Origin of the sequence: Vibrio sp. 10N.261.55.C5, assembly GCF_041470505.1 — a bacterium.
GTDB lineage: Bacteria > Pseudomonadota > Gammaproteobacteria > Enterobacterales > Vibrionaceae > Vibrio > Vibrio crassostreae_C.
This window is the reverse complement of sequence record NZ_JBFRMS010000004.1, coordinates 65,551-81,196: the sequence shown is the minus strand read 5'-3', so window position 1 is coordinate 81,196 and position 15,646 is coordinate 65,551. Positions and strand designations below refer to the sequence as shown.

Sequence of the window (15,646 nt, the reverse complement as noted above, 5' to 3'; positions counted from 1 at the left end):
TGTACGATTACTAAAAGAGACCATCGAAATGGAAGCTAATACAGTGGATAGAACGTGTGCATGGGCGCTTAAACATGAGCTTGAAAGGGAGTACCACGATGCAGAGTGGGGCGTGCCTGTTTATGATGACCAAGTTCTGTTTGAGTTCATTACTTTAGAAGGTGCTCAAGCAGGTCTGAGTTGGATTACGATCCTTAAAAAGCGTGAAGGCTATCGTGCCGCGTTCGATAATTACGATCTAAACAAGCTAGCTGAGCTGAATGAAGACAACGTGGCGAATATTATCGAACACTTCGATGTGGTTAAGCATAAGGGCAAGATTGCTTCGGTATACAACAATGCACGAGCAACCCTTGAATTACAGAAAGAGTTCGGCTCTCTTTCTAATGCCTTATGGCAATTTGTTGATAATGAAGTGATCGTGAATCAATGGACTGAGATGTCTCAAGTTCCCGCTTCTACCGAGCAATCTAAAGCGATGAGTAAGTTTTTGAAGAAGAGAGGCTTTAAGTTTGTAGGAGAAACAATCTGTTACGCATTTATGCAAGCAACAGGTATGGTCAATGATCATTTAGTCGGTTGCCCACACAAATAAAGTGTTATTTATTTCAGCGGAACAATCACTTAGAAATTGAAAAATTCATAGCCATTTTTTCATCGCTCTGAGATCTTTAAGTGGATGTGCTTTAAGGTTCAATATTGGCTTTGAAAGCTTCTGGACTATGAGCGGTTTGTATTATGAGCTGAAGTATCTGAATATGAGTATTTTGAGTTATGCTTTAAACAGAAAAAGGCAGGAATATCCTGCCTTTTTTGCATATTAGACCTATCGTCTCAGATTAAATCAGAGCGCTATAACGTTCTAATCCCGCCTCTAGATCAGCAATCAGGTCATCAACATCTTCTAACCCAATATGAACACGTATCAAGGTACCTTCGAAATTAGGATTGGCAACAGTTCTCAAGCTGTCAAAACTGCTTGGTTCGTTAGCTAGAATCAAACTTTCAAATCCACCCCAAGAGTAACCCATACTAAAATGTGTCATTCCATCAAGTAACGCTGTCGTCGCTTTGATATTAGAGTTGTTTAGTACAAAAGAGAACAAGCCATTACCGCCAGTAAAATCTCGTTTGAAGAATTCATGGCCTGGGCAAGACTCAAGAGCAGGGTGACGAACGTGGTTAACTTCAGGACGAGTCTCTAACCATTTTGCGACCTTCAAGCTGCTTTCTGCGTGTTGGCGTAGACGCACATCAAGAGTACGAATGCCGCGAAGCCCTAAATAAGCATCATCAGGTGAGACACATTGCCCCATCAAGTAACTTTGCTCTCTTAGTTGATCCCAGCATTTCTCATTGGCGACTGCCGTACCTAGCATCACATCAGAGTGACCCACGATGTATTTGGTCGCTGCTTGAATCGAGATATCAACACCAAAATCAAACGGTGAGAAGTTCACGCCAGCCGCCCAAGTATTGTCTAGCATAACGATGATGTCATGTTCATGAGCGATACGCGCTAGTGTTGGAATATCCTGCACTTCCATGGTGACAGAGCCTGGAGACTCAGTAAACAGCACCTTAGTGTTTGGCTTGATAAGGTCTTGGATACCTTCACCAATCGTTGGCTCGTAGTAAGTTGTCTCTACCCCCATCTTTTTCATGATGGTGTCACAGAAATCACGAGTAGGTTCGTAGCAGGTGTCAACCATTAAAATATGATCACCTGTTTCTACAAAAGAGAGAATGGCATTCGAAATTGCTGCTGTACCACACGGGTACAGTGCACAACCCGCGCCGCCTTCTACTTCAACCATCGCATCTTGGAAGGCAAAATGAGTGTTGGTTCCACGACGTCCGTAAAAAAGGGTCTTGTTAGCGCGGTTAATCGTAGCTTTACGCTTCTCTTCTACTGAGTTAAATACGACAGTTGAAGCGCGTTGTACTGGTGGGTTAACAACACCATTGGTCCACTTCTTATCACGACCGGCAGTGATAAGTTTAGTGGTTTTGTTCTCGGACATGCTGTGAATTCCTTATCAATCGGTTATGTCCTATTTAAAACATGCCAAGAGTGTTCAAAGCAAGAGCGGAGCGGGGATTTTTGCGCTTTTCTTACGATTTTTAACCTTTCACTCAGTTAACAGTGAAAGGTTAAAAATGATCGATGGGGAAACAACGAGCCATAATCGACTCATTGCTGGAATTATAGGAGTGGGTTGAACAAGTAGAACAGCCTCTCAAAGAAGCGATTACTAAGGTTTCTTTGCTCCCACTGTTCTAACTCTACAGAGTGGGATGAAGCGATATAAGATTTCTGCAGCTCAGACAGTTTTTGCGTGAAATGCACATCATCCACAGCCAGAGTCACTTCAAAGTTGAGCCACAAACTGCGCATGTCGATATTGACGGTTCCGATCAAGCAAAACTCTTCATCGATCACTACCGATTTGGTATGAAGAAGGCCACCGTAAAATTCATAGATCTTCACGCCAGCTTCAAGCAACTCGGTATAAAACGCACGAGAAGCCCATTTAACCATTAGTGAATCGTTATTGTGTGGAATGATCAGTTCTACAGTTACGCCGCGTTGAGCTGTCATCTTAAGTGTTTCGAGTAAGTCAGCACTTGGCACAAAATAAGGTGTAGTAATACGTACAGAATGATTCGCTTGATTGATGGCGATGGTCAGTACTTGTAAGATCAAATATTCCGGCATGCCAGGGCCAGACGGCACTACTTGAACCGGATGATGTGTCATGATTTCTTCAACTGGGCATTCAGGTATATCAGGGAGAATGCGTTCACCAGTCTCAACTTCCCAATCCCAGCCATGAATAGCGGATAACACATTAACGGTTGGCCCAGTCACTCTGACCATTACATCAATCCACTGACCAACGCCGGAACTTTGTTTGAAGTGAGCAGGATCGACCATGTTCATTGAACCCGTATAGGCGATAGTCTCGTCAATCACAATGATTTTGCGGTGTTGTCTTAAATCTAGGCGACGTAAAAAAATACGCCATGGGCTCACTTCTAGTGCTTGTACGACTTGAACGCCTGCGTCCTTCATCATTGACTGCCAGTGGCTTTTGAAAAAGCGAGGGCTACCGGCTGAATCGAGCAAAACTTTAACATCTACGCCACGTTTTGCAGCGCGAATCAGCGCAGAGGCAACCGAATCGGTCAGGCCACCTGGATGCCAAATATAGAAAACCATCTTGATACTGGTTTGTGCATTTTCTATATCTTCGATAATTGCGTGTAGGATCTCGTTTGGTGAAGATTGCAGCGATAGAGTGTTTCCACTGAGTGCAGGGATGCCCATTCGATTGTTACAAAGCTCGTCAATCTTATGGATAGGGGAGCCGACTTTCCCTGGTTGGTGAAGTTGGCAATCATTCAATTGACGGAACCAGTCGCCGAAAGGGGTAAACATACGATGAGCGCGTTCAGCCCTTTTTCTGCCTAGGTTTAGCTCACCAAAAAGGAAGTAACAAGCTACACCAACAATCGGGATAATGTAGATAACCATTAGCCAAGCAAGAGAAACGCTGACAGAGCGTCGTTTTAGTACAACACGAAACGTCACACCGGCTACGAGAACCCAGTACAAAACAACAGAGGCCAAAGTTAAAAAATGATAAAGCTTATCCACATTGAATACTCGAAAAAAGAGACACTTAGATAGTAATGCTATTTAACGGATATGGGAATTTAAGGATTCAACTATTTACAAAATAGAGCAAAAGATGTAAATAGGTTAAAGTTGTTAAGTTTTGGTCAACTTAAGAAGAAAACGATTGTTTTGTATGAAAAGTCGGCATTTAACCATAAAAATTTACATCTTTAACGAAATTTGTACGGTATGCTCTTCCAATTTTATTCTTAAACTGGTTTACTTGCTAGACAACGAGCGTCAATCAAATCTTTTAGGTGTGTAAATTTATTTATACACTTTCCTTTTAAAGACGCCACCCAAAGCAAAACACAACATCACATAACACAAAAGTTTGGAGTACACGTGGCTACTAGTAATACAACCACAACACCCCGCGATACCTGGGGTTCGAAGTTAGGATTCGTAATGGCTGCAGCAGGTTCTGCTGTTGGCTTAGGTAACATTTGGAAATTCCCATACACAGCAGGCGAAAGTGGCGGTGGTGCATTCGTTGCCATTTACCTGTTTTTTGTAATTTTTATTGGTTTCAGTGTCATGCTGACTGAATTTGCGATTGGCCGTCATACGCAAAAATCAGCAGTAGGTGCATTTAAAACAACTGACCGTCGTTGGACGTTCGCTGGCGTTATCGGCGTATTCAGTGGTCTACTTATCATGGGTTTCTACCCAGTAGTAGGCGGTTGGTCAATCGCATACATCGGTAAAATTGCAGGTGGTCTTCTAGACGCACCAGAAGCAATTGGTGATAGCTTTGGTGGCTTTATCTCAAACCCAGTTCAACCACTAATGTGGATGGGCTTATACCTACTACTTAACGTTGTTATCGTTATGAAGGGTATTTCTGGTGGTATTGAGAAAGCGGGTAAGATTTTGATGCCACTTCTTTTCATCATCCTTATCGTGGTATCTATCAAAGGCATCATGCTTCCGGGCGCGATGGCTGGTCTAGAATTCCTATTCAGCCCTGACTTCTCTAAAGTAGACAGCAATGTAATCCTAGCCGCTCTAGGTCAAGCATTCTTCTCTCTAAGTCTTGGTATGGGTTGTATGATGACATACGGCTCTTACCTTAAGAAGAAAGAGAACCTAGTTCAGACAACAGCAATGGTAACCGCAATGGATACTGGTGTTGCTATTCTAGCTGGTGTTGCAATGTTCCCTGCAATGTTCGCGTTCGGTATGGAACCTGCAGCGGGCCCTGGTTTAGTATTCGTTGTTGTTCCTCAGCTATTCGCTGAAATGGGCGGCGTAGTTGGTCTTCTATTTGCTCTTATGTTCTTCGTTGGTTTGAGTGTTGCGGCACTAACATCTTCAGTATCTCTACTTGAAGTTGTGGTTTCTTACCTAATCGATGAGAAAGGCATGAAGCGTGTAACAGCGGTACTGTCTGCAAGTGTTGTAATGGCGATTCTATGTATCTTCGCTTCTCTATCACTTGGCGGCTTCGGTCCAACACTGTTTGATACTGGCGCGTTTGACATTTTCGACCTACTAACGGATAAGATTTTCCTAGCGGTTGGCGGTATGTTGGTATGTATCTTCGCTGGTTGGAGACTAAACCGTGCAGACCTAGAGAAAGAAATCACTAACGACGGTGAAGTCTCTTTCCCACTATTTGGTCTATGGTACACACTAGTTAAGTACATCATCCCTGTAGCTATCGCAATCGTTGCGTTCATGGGTATCTCTTCTGGCTTCGATAGCGGTAAAGGTGCAATCATGCTACTAGGTATTGGTATCATTGCTGGTTTTGCGCTGATTTCTAAGAAGTTCTAATCGCAAGATAAAGTAATTTGATAAACGGGAGCTCATTAGCTCCCGTTTTTTTATGTCTGGAACTTAATTATCCAAGAAAAATAACCATTAAAGGTATCCGTCTGATAGCCGATATAAATGGAACGAATAGCTGTTAGAGCTATATTTTGATTTAGGTAGGTGTTGTTTGAAATTGTCAGTGAGAAAGAAACTGTATGCCGGTTTTGGCTCTATATTGGCGGTGCTTGTCACGTTAGTCGGTATTGTATGGATGGAAGTTATTGGCGCTCATAAGAGCGCCGATGAGATTAGATTAGATGATGTACCGGGTACCGTTACCTACCTTGTTTTGATCGATGAAGCTGGAGATGTCTATCGAGATGCTCTGGGTGCAATCACTCTGGTCGATAATGCACTCAATGATTATCGAACCAACAAGAACGAATTTGCTCAAGCTATCGAGCAGGCTAAGCGTTTGGAGAGTAGAGGTTCGGAAGACCACCGCCGTATTCAGCGAATTGAAGACCTGATGGGGCGTTTCACTCAAGAGTTTGAATCAAAGCTTGTGCCGAAGATCAATGATGAAGCTGCGCTACTAGCCAATATTCAACAGCTACGATCTTTGTATGAGAGCAATCTTATCCCTATTGAGAACTTACTGGATCAAGCGTCAGCAAGTGAGCGCGCAGATACAGAACAGTCACTACTGACACTAACCGACACGTTTACTACCATCGAGCGCACCATCATGGTGTTGTCTGCTATTGCGATTGTCTTTGGTTGTGTGATTGCGTATCTATTGTCTAGCTCTATTACCAATCGTCTTACTCGTGTAGAACAAGTAGCACGACGTGTAGCAAATGGTGACCTAACGGCAGGCGACATTATTGATGATTCTGGTGATGAATTGGCTGAACTGGCTAAGTCGATTAACCAGATGCAGAAATCACTAGTAGACCTATTAGGTTCAATCTCGTCTGTGACTCACCAAGTCCAATCGGTGACAGGGGAGCTCTCTTCTATTAGCCAAGACATCGTTATTGGTGCATCAGCTCAAGCAGACAAAGCTAACTTGATTGCAACGGCTGCTGAAGAGCTAAGCTTGACCATTTCTGAAGTGGCGCAGCAAGGTACTTCAACTTATGAAGAAGCACGTCGCTCAGAAACCTCTGCAGAAGATGGCCGCAACGTGATTGTTGAGATGGTGGCGAGTATTCAACAAGTGTCGACTCAAATGAGCTATATGTCGTTGCAAATGAATACTCTAGGTTCTCACGGTGAGCAGATTGGTAGCGTTATCAAGGTAATCGAAGACATTGCTGAGCAAACTAACCTGTTAGCTCTTAACGCTGCGATTGAGGCTGCGCGTGCTGGCGAGTTTGGGCGTGGGTTTGCTGTAGTTGCTGATGAAGTGAGAGCGTTGGCTGAGAGAACAACCAAAGCGACACAAGAAGTATCGGGCATTATTCAATCAATTCAATCTGGTACGCAAGAAGCCGTTACTTACACGCAGGATAACTGTCGGTTAGTTGAGATTGGCGTAGAGAAAAGTTCAGGTGCGGTTTCAGCATTGGAAGCGATTGTTAGCGGAGCGGGCAATGTACAAAGCATGGTTAACTCTATTGCGACTGCAGCAGAAGAGCAGACAGCTGTAACCAAAGAAATTGCAGCGGACATTACGGCAATCAGTGATATCTCTGAGCAATCTTTGCAACTGGCGACTCGAAGCTCTGAAAACACATCAGGCTTGAACGCTAAGGTTGCTGAGCTAGAAGCATTAGTTGGTAAGTTTAAACTGGCGTAAAGCGGTAGCTTGGTTCTATTTACCTATTGGTAATCGAGTAAAGACCACGCACTGATCGCTAGTTGCTGAAAAGAAGCCCAACGATTCAATATTTATTGAGTGAGTTGGGCTTTTTCGTAGCTGGAATCTGGGTTCAGACGAGGTATACTCCACGTTCTACAATGGAGCTAGCCTTTAATGTTCGATATTCTTCTGAACCACTCTGATTTTTTACTTATCAATAAGCACCCTGGAGTCAGCGTCCACAAAGACGATGGCGATACCATGTTGCTTCAAGAAGTTGCTAAGGCAATTAATGAGCCTAAGCTGTATCTCGTTCATCGACTAGATAAAATGACTTCGGGCATTCTGCTGCTGGCAAAAAATGCGTCGGCGGCGAGCGAGCTTTCACAGCTATTTGCAAAGCGTGAAGTAGAGAAATACTACCTTGCGATCGGTTCTAAGAAGCCAAAGAAAAAGCAAGGTTTGATCTCAGGAGACATGGAGCGTTCACGACGCTCAAGTTGGAAACTTCTGACATCCAAAGAGAACCCTGCGATTACTCAGTTTTTATCAGCAACGGCTGAACCCGGTGAGCGTCTGCTGTTATGCAAACCCTATACAGGGCGAACTCACCAGATCCGTGTCGCGATGAAGTCGATCGGCTCAGCCATTGTTGGTGACCCTATTTATAATCCATCGAGTGAGGCTGACAGAGGTTATCTACATGCCTTCGCGATTCGATTTGCCTATCAATCACAAGCCTACGAATATGTCTGCGACCCAAGGAGCTTAAACTCTTTGGGTGAGAAGTGGCATCAGGAAACCGTGTCGAACGGTTTGGACAGTTGGCTTGAACCTTGGTCATTAACTTGGCCAAAGCTAAACACTAAGTGAGTGAAATAATGGAAGCATCAGCTTTACCTCTGTTTTTTAGTCATATTGAACAGCAACTTAATGAAGTACCAAACGAACTACGCCGTATTTTCCACGGGCGCGGTAAGTTTTGGCCTGGTCTAGAGCAACTGACATGTGACTGGGTTGATGGACAGCTACTGGTTAACGTGTTTAAAGAAGTCGACGATGAATTCTTGTCATCTCTTAAAGCTGGATTGGTTGAACTCACCAACAAAGATATCTGGCAATCAAAGCAGGGCACAAGCATTGTTCTGCAACACCGTTATGCCGATGGTGCGCCTTCAGAGGTTCTATGGGGTGAGTTGAATGACTCTCCGGTTGTGGTTGAGCATGGCCTTAAGTACCAATTAGACATTGGCCGTAATCAGAACTTCGGTTTGTTCCTAGACATGCGTAATGGTCGTCAGTGGGTACAAGATAATGCCAAGGATAAGAACGTTCTTAACCTGTTTGCATACACTTGTGGTTTCTCTGTCGCGGCTATCGCTGGTGGCGCTCGTCAATGCATGAACGTGGACATGTCACGTGGCTCGCTAAACAAAGGTCGCGATAACCACCGTCTGAATGAACACGATATGCGCTCGGTTAACTTCCTTGGCTACGATATCTTTAAGTCGTGGGGGAAAATCAAGAAGGGCGGTCCTTACGAGCTCGTTATCATCGATCCACCTTCGTTCCAAAAAGGCAGCTTTGCTCTAACCAAAGATTACAAAAAAATCTTACGTCGTTTGCCTGAACTTCTAACTGAAGGCGGTGAAGTGATTGCGTGTGTGAACTCACCAGCAGTATCACCAAACTTCCTGATTGAGACGATGGCAGAAGAAGCGCCAAGCGTTGAGTTTATTGAACGCCTAGACAACCCGCCTGAGTTTGTCGATGTCGACCTTGATTCAAGCCTAAAGGTATTGAGGTTTAAAATCACGGCTTCAGCTGAAGCTTGATGCCATGATTTAGCGGGCATTATCCATACTAATATAGAAAACGCCGCTCACAATGAGCGGCGTTTTTATAGGTGCAAGAAACTAACTCATTTATTAACTAGCTTGGTTTTTTAGTGTCTGAAAACCAAAATAAATACGCATGAACGTGGTTAGCCAACAAGCTGCACCAAAGGTGTAAGCGATAACCGCAAAGTGTTGAGGCCAAATACAAAACGCGATGAAACAAGCGATGGTTTCAGTGCCTTCGGTTAGCCCTGACATGTAGTACAGAGACTTATGCTTATAGACTGGGTTTTCAATGCCTCGCTTGCCTGCCATAACCGCAAACGCTAAAAAGCTGCTGCCTGTGCCGATAAAAGAGAAGATCAAAAATGCACCGGCAATGGCGTTGTGTTCTGGGTTGGCAATGACAAATCCAAAAGGGATCAACGAGTAGAATAGGAAATCTAGGCTGATGTCGAGGAAACCACCCGCATCACTAATGCCTTGGATTCGAGCCAAGGCCCCATCAAGCCCATCACATACTCTATTAAACACAATGAAGCCTAACGCCCACTCATATTGTTGAAATGCCAACGCTGGAAACGCTAAACACCCAATCAGAAATCCGAATAACGTGGTTTGATTGGCCGTGATACCCAATTGGTTTAGTAACTTAGCAGACTGATTTAATGGCCACTTAATGACCTTAATGGAGTACTTATCCAGCATGGTTACTTCTCCATGGCCAAGACAGTACTTCTGCCCCTTGAGGTACATCGGCTTCGTCGTGCGTGACCATTAATGTAGGGATATTCGCTTTGGTCAGCTGTTCGAAGACCCAATCGCGAAATTGTGCTCTTAACTCTTGGTCTAGCTTGCTGAACGGTTCGTCAAGCAGGGCGAGTTTAGGCTTGGCTAACAACATACGAGTCAAGCTTATTCTTGCGCGTTGACCGCCGGATATTTGATCCGGGAAAGATTCAGCTAAGTGAGTTAGCTCTATGTCTTTTAGTGCAGCCATTGCTTGTTTTTGGCGAGCGGAACCTTTAACAGAGTTCGGTAACGAAAAGGCCAAGTTTTCCCATACTTTGAGGTGCGGAAACAACAAGTCATCTTGAAACAAAATACCGACTTCACGCTGATGTGATGGAAGCTCGTCGAGCTGAATATTGTTCAACACAACGGTGCCAGAGTACGAAAAATCTTCACTTAAGTGACCAGCAATCGCATCCAGTAAGGTCGACTTTCCGCAGCCACTCGGCCCCATCAAAGCCAGTATTTGGCCAGATTCTAATGTGACGTTTAGCGCTGAGAACAGCGAATCTCCATCGGTTTTACGGATGGCGAGGTCGTTGAGGTACAGACTCATTACTTAGGAAACCTTTAAAAGTAAGACGGCGATATCTCAGTTGAAGTCGGCTGACTAATATCGCTAAAGAGAAAAAGAACAGAGGCAATAGGGCCTGCCAAATGGCATAGATTGCTGTCACCCTGCGGTCGAAACCACTGGTAAGTGCAACGGCTTCTGTGGTGATCGTGCTAATACGGCCCGCGCCGAGCATTAATGTTGGAAGGTATTGGGCCAAACTCACGCTGATCCCGACCGCCCAAGCAAAGGCAATTGCTGGAAGCAAGATTGGTAGTTTGATCGAATACCAACTCTGAAATGGCGATTTACCTAGGCTCAGCGAGGCTTTAATCAACCCATCATTGAAGCTTTTCCACGGGCCATCCAAAGACAGGTACACAAACGGGAAAGCAAAGAAAACATGCGCCCAAATCACCCAGAACTCATAGGCACTACTGCCGATGTAGAGGGTCGTGACTTGCATACCAAACAACACTGAAAGCTGTGGTATTAGCATTGGAATAGCGATAATGAAGCCCGGAACTTGCCACTTGTATTTGATTCTGTATTCGTGAGCAACCAGCGCAAGCAACAAAGCGATTGAAGCAGCAATCAGACCAATCCATAAGCTTTGACCAACGGTGCTCATGATGCCTTCCCACTCGAACTCCCAGAAGCGCGTGCTGTAGCGGCTCGGCAGGAAATCAGGGAAGCGCCAACGCTGAGCAACGCTCCAAATTACCATTAAAGGAATGATCAGCAGTGAAAGGCTAGCAAGGACAGTGAATACCGTTTTCCCCGGAAGGTTTGCCCCTGTTCTTCCGGAATACTGCCAAGTTCGAAAGTACTTAAGAACCGCCCATTCAACTAAACGCGCCAAGGCGATGATCAACGAAGCTAAACCAAACAAAACGATGGCACCAGCAGCAGCTCGCGGAAGTAGGTTAAGATCCGGATCGTTGAACCATTGCCATACCAAAACGGCAAAGGTCGGCGGGTTGGTTGGGCCTATGATCAAAGCAATATCGACAACCGAGACACTGTAAGCGAGTACCGCCAGCATTGGGAAACGAAGCTTAGTAAACCATTGTGGGAAAATACATTTCCACCAGATCTGAGCGCGGCTGTAACCGAGCGATGCACTGACCTTGGTGATACGCTCTACATCAATTTGCTGAAGTATCGAAATGCTCATCAGCAATAAGAAGGGGACTTCTTTGAGTGCGAGCATAATAATTAAGCCGAACGCGTATGGGTCTTTCACCAATAACGCCAATTCAGAGCTGGTAGCCGATTCGCCGAGCAAGTGATGTACCGCTCTTGCGCCAAGCCCCGTTGGACTAAACAGAAAAGCAAAGCCGATAGCGAAAGCTACATGTGGAATGGCAAGCATTGGCGATAGCGTAAACTCAATCTTTCTCCAAAACTTGTTTCCCCAAGAGGCTTGAAGAATACAAAAGGTCAGGAAGCAGGCTATATAGCTGCTTGCAATTGCTGAACCTAGGCTTAAGCCAATAGAGTGCCAAGCCCCTTCCCATTGAAAGACTTGGCTAAAACCGTTGAGTGTCGGCTCCTCTAAACCAAGGGGCGGGATGAAACTCAGTGACGAAGCCACGACTCCCGCTACCCCAGGAATGGTCGGGATAATGCATACAGCTATAACAACAAAATATAGAGCGCGTAGCATGAAGACTAGTTACCGTATCGCTTAAGCCACTCTTTCTCGAGCGCGTTTTGCCAGCTAGGGTGTGGTTCATCAACCGATTTAAATTGCTGGGTGTTTTTAGCGCTGCCAGTGAGGTACTTGCTGCTCAGAACCGAAGGATCGCCCCAAACATTGAGATCCCCCTTGCGAGACTGTGCTTCAGGGCTCAGTAAGAAGTTAATGGTCACTTGAGCACCCGCGGTTGCATTGGCGTTCCAAGGAATCGCAAGGAAGTGAATGTTAGATAGAGCGCCGCTTTCTAGAGCATAAGCCTTAGTGGTTTCGGCTAAGCGACCACTGGCTTGTGCTGAATAAACAGAGTTTGGATTAAACGTAATCGCGAGATCGATCTGTCCGTCATCCAGAAGTTGGATGCTTTCCGATGTGCCTGCTGGGAACTGCTTTCCACCGCGCCACGCCACTTTATGGAATTTATCTAAGTAAGCCCACAGTGGTGCCGTTACTTCTTGGAAGTTGTCTTCTGAAACCGGCTGAGCCAGCGCAGGGTTATTGTTTGTTAGTTCAATCAGTAGTGACTTAATGAAGCTCGTGCCATGAAACTCTGGTGGGCGAGGGTAGCTTAAGCGGTTCGGGAAAGCCTGAGCGTAGCTTAACATCTCAGAGAATGATTGTGGCGGGTTGTGAAGTGTTTCTTGGTCATGAATGAACACCAGTTGTCCCACGCCCCACGGTGCTTCTAAGCCTTCTGTCGGCTCTGAGAAATCAACATCAATCGGCAGAGACTTATCGACATACTGCCAATTTGGAAGTGATTCCGTAAATGGCCCAAACAATAGCGCGTTGTCTTTCATCGAACGGAAGTTCTCGCCATTAATCCAGACGATATCGACGCTGCCTTCACTGTTCTTTCCTGCCGCTTTTTCAGCAAGCAGTCGAGTGGTGGTTTCCGCAATATCGGTCACTTTCACATGCTTTAACGTGACACCGTAGTCACTTTGTAATTTCTTGCCTGCCCACTGTAGGTAACGATTGATCTCTTGGCTTCCGCCCCAAGCGTGAAAGTAGACAGTTTCTCCCTCTGCCTGCTGTTCTATTTGGTTCCAGCTGTCGATGGATGTTGCTTCATCAGCATAAATGGTTGCGCTGTATGCAACGGTTGCCATGATTCCTAACGTACTTACTATATTGTTCATAAACTTTTCCATTTGGTAGTGAACGGGCAAGAGCATTGTATTTTCAAACTCCCTAGGGCGTGTTGATCCTTCGTGGTTAACGAAAGATCAACATGCCCTAATAGTTATTCTATCTGTTTCTGAAATAAATTCTAATTCAACAGTAAATTCAATCAATTACTTGAGAACAAGCAGGGAGTTCTCGGTTGAGTTTTGTTCGATCTGTAATCACCTCGAAAACTCGACAGACTCTAGGCTTTTGCCATCCTAGCAACAGACCGCTGAACCGTTGAATTTATTGCATCTAAATGAGAGATTTTTGAGGTTTATTGGAGGCTGGTACGAAAAGTCGGCGATGAGTGTCAATTTTGAAGAAGTAGTGAGGGCAAGCTGACAATAAAAAAGGAGCCATCAGGCTCCTTTAATCAGTATTTGGTTTCGATGACGGATTAGTTTACCCAGTCACGAATTGTGTACGTTAGCGTGTGTACATCGTTTTTCAGTACTAGCGTATCGTTTGTTAGCGTTACGTCGCTCCACTCGCTTAGAGTAGCAGAAACCGATTGTTCGATTTCCATCGCAGAGCCGTGACACATTTTCATTGTCATGCCCATTTGCTTGATACGGAATTGACCGTCTTTCAGCTCGCCTTGACCGAAGAAGTTGTTACAACCAGCCATGCCGTTTGCAGTCATCTTTTCGCCGATCTCTAGACGAGGAGCTGCTTGGTCTTCGCTTTTCACAATGTCCTTGCCATCAATTTGCGCAAGTTCCCAATTATGGTGCTGTAGATCGGTTGGTGTTACTTGCATCGCGTTGTCACCTGTTGTTGTGCATGCTGCTAGCATCATAGGTAAAGCGGCTACTGCTAGTAATTTTTTTGAACTAAACTTCATATTATAAGGCTCCAAAGGAAAGAACGAAGTTACCGGATAAGTGTAACTTGATGGGTTCAAAGTATAGTTTACAAAACACTATATGTGTCAGTATAAGGTCATAGTTAGTATGGATTTCACGAGCCAGGCGACAAATTAATCGCTTATTTTTGAGAGAGTAAGCGTAATTTTGAATGTGTAAGGAGGCATGGTGGAGCAGTTAGAGTTTTTCCAAGTTCCAAGCCCTTGCGTTGGGGTTTGTTCAAGCGATGACAAAGGCTATTGCAACGGTTGTATGCGCAAGAGAGAAGAGCGCTTTAATTGGATGTCGATGACACCGTCAGAACAATTGCACGTGATAAAGCTGTGTCGTCAGCGCTATAGAAGAAAAATAATGAATCAAAAAAACTTGATTGGTAAGCAGGTCGATGAAGAGGGAAATACCAGTCCCCAAAGAGATCTTTTTGGCTAAAGAGGAAGTATTTAGATTTTATTTAACTCCGAAGTAACTATTACTTTACATAATGGTTGGGGTGTAATATTAAAGTAGGTACCTTTGTACCTGAAGGAGTGGTGTCGGTATGAATAAAAAGAACGTAAAAATCAAAAAAGAGCCAGTCAAAGCACTTGACCGAAAACCGATCGGGGCAAAAGATGACCCTGAAGAGACTCCGCGTGATTGGCATTCGATGTCAGAAGAAGAACGAATGGAAATCCTTTCTCACCTCTCAGACATGCCTTTCCAATAACACCACTGGTTCTTCAGAGCCTTTCTTAAAGCTCAGTTTTCAGAAACAAAAATGTGATTAAACAAACATGTGATTCGCTTTCGTTACACCACGATGGTACGTGCAAAATGTATCATCGGCCTCGGTGGTTTTACTGTGAATCTTAATGTTTGTGATCACTTCTACCGCCCCTGCATCGTAGCAAGCTTGTTCTGCTTTTTTAACGATATCGAGTAATTGGTTGAGTTCACCTTTCATCGTAGTTTCCATCGCACCGACTTGGAAAGGCACATCGGCAGCTTTCACAACTTCAATGGCTTTATCAACCACTTCGAAGTTGTTGCCTTCTTTAACGCGAGGTATCACTTGGAAGGCAACCATCACTTCTTTTTCTCTTTTTAACTCAGACACTTTCTGCTTACTCTAGGGTAGGGAATTGTTGCAGATTATAGGTTAATGCGGAGACGAATTCTACAGCGATTATGCTGGTTGGATTACTCTCTTTGTCCTACTTGTTACCCCAGTGGTCACTTACCCAACCACCTATGTGCTCATCAAAATGACTGCCACTGAACCTCTGGTTGCGTTCAACCGAAGTATCACAATCATCTTTATTATCTATTAGGGTTTGTATGTAGTTTGCCATCGGGTCATTGGAACGTTGACGATCTCGGCGAGTTGCCACTTCCTTAATCAGTTGTAATCGATATGTAGAGCTAGCACGTTTCATTTCAATGACCTCCTGTTGTAGACACTAATAGAAAAATCTAGTTGCTAGATATAGGGGCGTCAA

Annotated in this window: 16 protein-coding genes; 7 read left to right on the top strand and 9 right to left on the bottom strand. The window is 44.6% G+C overall.

Translation table 11 applies throughout. The features are described 5' to 3' along the window. Nucleotides 1–28 precede the first annotated feature (28 nt). The gene (locus AB4263_RS00765; protein ID WP_372097195.1) at nt 29–595 is read left to right on the top strand and encodes a DNA-3-methyladenine glycosylase I; all 567 of its coding nucleotides are present in this window, start codon (nt 29–31) and stop codon (nt 593–595) included. Between the two features lie 244 nt (nt 596–839). Here AB4263_RS00765 and AB4263_RS00760 read toward each other — a convergent pair whose 3' ends face one another. Continuing rightward, nucleotides 840–2,024: a cystathionine beta-lyase gene (locus tag AB4263_RS00760; protein WP_017065338.1), complete on the bottom strand. Its 1,185-nt coding sequence runs from the start codon at nt 2,022–2,024 to the stop codon at nt 840–842. A 182-nt stretch (nt 2,025–2,206) separates the two neighbouring features. Beyond that, on the bottom strand, nt 2,207–3,661 hold the full coding sequence (cls, locus tag AB4263_RS00755) for a cardiolipin synthase (RefSeq protein WP_017065339.1): 1,455 nt from the start codon (nt 3,659–3,661) through the stop codon (nt 2,207–2,209). A gap of 366 nt (nt 3,662–4,027) precedes the next feature. Between cls and AB4263_RS00750 the strand changes: the two genes are divergently transcribed. The 4 genes from AB4263_RS00750 (at nt 4,028) to AB4263_RS00735 (ending at nt 9,082) form a co-directional block, all read left to right on the top strand. Continuing rightward, nucleotides 4,028–5,461, top strand: a complete 1,434-nt coding sequence (locus tag AB4263_RS00750) for a sodium-dependent transporter (RefSeq protein WP_136979674.1) — start codon at nt 4,028–4,030, stop codon at nt 5,459–5,461. Between the two features lie 166 nt (nt 5,462–5,627). Then, nucleotides 5,628–7,244: a methyl-accepting chemotaxis protein gene (locus tag AB4263_RS00745; RefSeq protein WP_372097192.1), complete on the top strand. Its 1,617-nt coding sequence runs from the start codon at nt 5,628–5,630 to the stop codon at nt 7,242–7,244. A 177-nt stretch (nt 7,245–7,421) separates the two neighbouring features. Next, on the top strand, nt 7,422–8,120 hold the full coding sequence (locus AB4263_RS00740; RefSeq protein ID WP_017060318.1) for a TIGR01621 family pseudouridine synthase: 699 nt from the start codon (nt 7,422–7,424) through the stop codon (nt 8,118–8,120). 8 nt (nt 8,121–8,128) lie between these two features. Further along, a complete protein-coding gene (locus AB4263_RS00735; RefSeq protein WP_017068057.1) occupies nt 8,129–9,082 on the top strand; it encodes a class I SAM-dependent methyltransferase in 954 nt (317 codons plus the stop codon). A 93-nt stretch (nt 9,083–9,175) separates the two neighbouring features. On the opposite strand, the gene AB4263_RS00730 is transcribed toward AB4263_RS00735, so the two are convergent. The 5 genes from AB4263_RS00730 to AB4263_RS00710 form a co-directional block, all read right to left on the bottom strand. Continuing rightward, nucleotides 9,176–9,793, bottom strand: a complete 618-nt coding sequence (locus tag AB4263_RS00730) for a CDP-alcohol phosphatidyltransferase family protein (protein WP_017060320.1) — start codon at nt 9,791–9,793, stop codon at nt 9,176–9,178. Then, nucleotides 9,783–10,433, bottom strand: a complete 651-nt coding sequence (locus AB4263_RS00725; RefSeq protein ID WP_017068056.1) for an ATP-binding cassette domain-containing protein — start codon at nt 10,431–10,433, stop codon at nt 9,783–9,785. Before AB4263_RS00725 ends, AB4263_RS00730 begins: the two co-directional genes overlap by 11 nt. After that, on the bottom strand, nt 10,399–12,099 hold the full coding sequence (locus AB4263_RS00720) for an ABC transporter permease (protein ID WP_372097190.1): 1,701 nt from the start codon (nt 12,097–12,099) through the stop codon (nt 10,399–10,401). Before AB4263_RS00720 ends, AB4263_RS00725 begins: the two co-directional genes overlap by 35 nt. Before the next feature lie 5 nt (nt 12,100–12,104). Then, the gene (locus AB4263_RS00715) at nt 12,105–13,271 is read right to left on the bottom strand and encodes an ABC transporter substrate-binding protein (protein WP_017068055.1); all 1,167 of its coding nucleotides are present in this window, start codon (nt 13,269–13,271) and stop codon (nt 12,105–12,107) included. Nucleotides 13,272–13,699: 428 nt separating this feature from the next. Beyond that, a complete protein-coding gene (locus AB4263_RS00710; protein WP_004734625.1) occupies nt 13,700–14,146 on the bottom strand; it encodes an META domain-containing protein in 447 nt (148 codons plus the stop codon). 187 nt (nt 14,147–14,333) lie between these two features. Between AB4263_RS00710 and AB4263_RS00705 the strand changes: the two genes are divergently transcribed. Further along, the gene (locus tag AB4263_RS00705; RefSeq protein ID WP_017060324.1) at nt 14,334–14,597 is read left to right on the top strand and encodes a DUF1289 domain-containing protein; all 264 of its coding nucleotides are present in this window, start codon (nt 14,334–14,336) and stop codon (nt 14,595–14,597) included. A gap of 109 nt (nt 14,598–14,706) precedes the next feature. Continuing rightward, nucleotides 14,707–14,874 (top strand): hypothetical protein, encoded by a 168-nt coding sequence (locus tag AB4263_RS00700; protein WP_017060325.1) that lies wholly within the window; start codon nt 14,707–14,709, stop codon nt 14,872–14,874. A 57-nt stretch (nt 14,875–14,931) separates the two neighbouring features. Here the strand turns inward: AB4263_RS00700 and AB4263_RS00695 are convergent, their stop codons facing one another. After that, entirely contained in the window at nt 14,932–15,234 is a 303-nt protein-coding gene (locus tag AB4263_RS00695; protein WP_017065764.1) for a thiamine-binding protein, read from the bottom strand. Between the two features lie 127 nt (nt 15,235–15,361). Continuing rightward, the gene (locus AB4263_RS00690) at nt 15,362–15,583 is read right to left on the bottom strand and encodes a hypothetical protein (protein WP_017057116.1); all 222 of its coding nucleotides are present in this window, start codon (nt 15,581–15,583) and stop codon (nt 15,362–15,364) included. Nucleotides 15,584–15,646: the final 63 nt, after the last annotated feature.

Excerpts from the sequence above, each read along its gene's own strand:
- AB4263_RS00700 (WP_017060325.1), top strand. The coding sequence starts at position 14,707 with ATGAATAAAAAGAACGTAAAAATCAAAAAAGAGCCAGTCAAAGCACTT.
- AB4263_RS00705 (WP_017060324.1), top strand. The coding sequence starts at position 14,334 with ATGGTGGAGCAGTTAGAGTTTTTCCAAGTTCCAAGCCCTTGCGTTGGG.
- AB4263_RS00760 (WP_017065338.1), bottom strand. The coding sequence starts at position 2,024 with ATGTCCGAGAACAAAACCACTAAACTTATCACTGCCGGTCGTGATAAG.
- AB4263_RS00695 (WP_017065764.1), bottom strand. The coding sequence starts at position 15,234 with ATGGTTGCCTTCCAAGTGATACCTCGCGTTAAAGAAGGCAACAACTTC.
- AB4263_RS00720 (WP_372097190.1), bottom strand. The coding sequence starts at position 12,099 with ATGCTACGCGCTCTATATTTTGTTGTTATAGCTGTATGCATTATCCCG.
- AB4263_RS00765 (WP_372097195.1), top strand. The coding sequence starts at position 29 with ATGGAAGCTAATACAGTGGATAGAACGTGTGCATGGGCGCTTAAACAT.
- AB4263_RS00715 (WP_017068055.1), bottom strand. The coding sequence starts at position 13,271 with ATGAACAATATAGTAAGTACGTTAGGAATCATGGCAACCGTTGCATAC.
- AB4263_RS00725 (WP_017068056.1), bottom strand. The coding sequence starts at position 10,433 with ATGAGTCTGTACCTCAACGACCTCGCCATCCGTAAAACCGATGGAGAT.
- AB4263_RS00690 (WP_017057116.1), bottom strand. The coding sequence starts at position 15,583 with ATGAAACGTGCTAGCTCTACATATCGATTACAACTGATTAAGGAAGTG.
- AB4263_RS00730 (WP_017060320.1), bottom strand. The coding sequence starts at position 9,793 with ATGCTGGATAAGTACTCCATTAAGGTCATTAAGTGGCCATTAAATCAG.
- AB4263_RS00740 (WP_017060318.1), top strand. The coding sequence starts at position 7,422 with ATGTTCGATATTCTTCTGAACCACTCTGATTTTTTACTTATCAATAAG.
- AB4263_RS00735 (WP_017068057.1), top strand. The coding sequence starts at position 8,129 with ATGGAAGCATCAGCTTTACCTCTGTTTTTTAGTCATATTGAACAGCAA.
- AB4263_RS00710 (WP_004734625.1), bottom strand. The coding sequence starts at position 14,146 with ATGAAGTTTAGTTCAAAAAAATTACTAGCAGTAGCCGCTTTACCTATG.